At 55.6% G+C, this 2,823-nt stretch carries 1 protein-coding gene and 1 pseudogene; both read right to left on the bottom strand.

Translation table 11 applies throughout. The features are described 5' to 3' along the window. Positions 1 to 315: 315 nt before the first annotated feature. Positions 316 to 2,538: a hypothetical protein gene (locus Q2B33_RS23675; protein ID WP_300792202.1), complete on the bottom strand. Its 2,223-nt coding sequence runs from the start codon at positions 2,536 to 2,538 to the stop codon at positions 316 to 318. 96 nt (positions 2,539 to 2,634) lie between these two features. After that, positions 2,635 to 2,823, bottom strand: a pseudogene (locus tag Q2B33_RS23680) (hypothetical protein); the annotation flags it as partial.

Genomic DNA, 2,823 nt, shown 5'->3' on the forward strand with positions numbered 1-2,823 from the left:
TGTGCGCATCCCTGTGAGGAAATTGTGGAAGTATATTTTATCTCTGCTGTGCATTCCGTTCCTTTCCGGTGTCCTCTCATTGGTCTGAAGATGCTGGCGGAAGAGCTGTAGCATTTTGGGTTCTATTATAATAAAGCTTGGTCAGGAAATCAACGGTGAATGAGATATGGCAGCTGAGAAAGGGATTGAGGATGTACAGGACGGGACAAATGAAGCTAGAAATGGATGGTACTTTTCGGAAAGGGACATACAATGACTATGCTGGAAATCGGGATGCTGATGTGTTCATTGCGGAGTCAGCATCCCCCTATTGCTTTAATTCCTCTCTCCCAGATACAGCCCCAGGCAGCTCTCCAGATTGTCGATCAGCTTATCCTCCGTAATCCCCCCGGAGAAATACTGATCCAGCTCCTCGAACAGGATGTTCCTGAAGTCCAGGGGGAAATATCTCGCCGGTCTTGCCTTCTCAAGCATATCCAGCAGCGTCTCCCTGTCCAGCGCTACATTCAGGTCCTTGCCCAACGTAATCTGGTCGAAGCCCGCCGCGAAAGCACTGGTATTTTCATCCATGCCGGCAATCTGCTCCTCCAGCACGTCCCTGCGCACGCTCAAAGCAAAGTTGATATCCTTCGCCGCCAGAATCTGCCCCTCATAGGAAAGGCACAGGCCAAGAAAAGCCGCGGCTGCCTCCTTTTCCTGCTTTGTGGCAGTGCTGCGGACAGCCAGCAGACTGCCGTTCTCCAGAAAATGGGCGGCCCCGTCCTTCGTGGGATATCCGATATAATTGGCGTCCTCCCCGTAACAGAGGCGGTACAGGGCGAGCTGCTCCGGCTTGCTGACATACAGCGCGTTGCAGAGCACCTTCCCCTCCAACAGGGAGCTGCCGGGGCTTACCCCTTCCTCGCGGACGCAGTATTTTTCCGCCAGCTCCAGGGCCTTGCGGAACCTGTCGCTGTCAAAGCGCATGTTCCCCTCCTCCCCGTCCAGGAAATAGCAGTCATCCATTCCATGGCTGAGAAAGCCCACGAGAAAATAAGCCCCGAAGTCCCCGTCATATTGGTCAAAAATCGCCTCCAGCTCCGGCCTGTCAGTGATGCACTGCAGAAAGGAATCATAATCCCAATCCGCAAGATCCGGATCCCCGGTGACCAGAGTGCGCAGATGAAAGTCCGTCACGATGCCATACAGGGTTCCGTCGATTCTCCCCATCTCCAGGGCGGCAGGCTGCAGCTCCTCCGCGATGCCCAGCTCCTCCATGACGGCGTCCAAAGGCTCCCACAGCTTCTCCTGCTCCTCGAAGCCCGTCAGGATGGTATCCACCAGCACCGGCCCCTTTCCCGCGGTCAGCTCCGTCAGCAGCGCGGTCCTGTCGTAGTCGTCCTTCAGCTCGATATGGCAGGTCGGATACCTTTTGGTGAATTCCGCCACCAGCCGCTGGTAAGACGATGCATCGGAAACTGCCAGCGTGATCTCACAGAGCTCCACCTCCTCCGTGGTAGGCTCCAGGCTAAGATAGTTGTAAGTCCCGGAGCCCTCATAGAGGAGCGAAATCCGCCCCTCTCCATCCGCCTGTATGGCGGGCACATGGGATGTGAGGATTCCATGATTGGCCCAGCGGTAGAGCAGCTCCGGCTTCCTTCCGGACAGCCCGCTGCGGTACACGCCCTCCTGATCCGCGTACAGCAATGTGTCCTCGTCGAGGAGGTTCAGGCAATAGGCGAAGCTTTCCAGGGAGGCCAGCTCCACCGGCCTGCCGGTCTCTGGGTCCATATACAGCAGCGCGGTATCCTCATGGCGACCGGTTTCCGCGGAAGAAAAAGCGACACGACCGTCATAAAGAGGAATCAAAGTCATGCTGTGATTGCTGTCCGGCGTGTATTCTGCCAGGAGTTCGCCCGCAGGTGAGACGAGCAGATATCGCGGCCCCTCCCCTGTCTGCCGTACCAGGTGAACCGCTCCGGACTGGTCCACCGCGAAATCAGAGAAACTCATGATGACCTCGGTTCCGGAAAGCTCGCCTCCCGTCAGGAACTCCAGAGGAAATTCCCTCAATACCTCATGAGCTTCATTCCTCTCCGTCAGAAAGTATCGATAATCTGTCCCGCCCGGCAGCGCTTCATAATCGAAGGACACATAGTGGTCTGTACCGGCCACCGGCCCTACGTCCCACACCTGGTTCTCACGGTCGAAGCGTTCCGAACCCGCCTCCTGCGCAGACACGAAGGAAAGCTCGTCCCAGCATTCGTCCGCATTTTCGAAGAGATGCTTTTTGAACTGGTAGGCTCTGGAGGCTCCCAGGAAACACCTTTCTCCGCCACCTGTTATGGCGTTTGGCGGGTCTTCCGTCTGCAGAGGGATATTGACTACAGAGGAATAAGCATCCAGGGAGTTGTCCCTTCCGTCCAGCTTTGAGACTGCCGAGGCATCCAGCAGGCCCCCTGCGTCCGCAGGCCCTTCCTGGCTGTCCGCTGTGCCGCAGCCGCCGAGCTGCAGAATGAGTATGGTTGTCAAAAGAACATAGCTGATTATCTTTTTCATGGAATATGCGCATCTCCCTATATTATATATAACAATGCAGTGCACGGTTGAAACATGCACTGCTATTATAACACGGCTTGCTGTTGATGGAAAGGCCTATTCCTCCAGCACCCTCCCCCCGTCTATCTCATGCACCGTATCGCACAGCACCCCGATATCCTCTGCGTAATGCGAAGACAAGCAGTATCTTCCCCCTACCATCTTACATGGGGTATCGCCTGTCACGAAATTGTCTTGTCCGAGACATCTGTATGGGAAACGATGCGGAGATAATCTTCCACAGAC

It is taken from the genome of uncultured Acetatifactor sp. (assembly GCF_948601915.1).
GTDB lineage: Bacteria > Bacillota > Clostridia > Lachnospirales > Lachnospiraceae > Acetatifactor.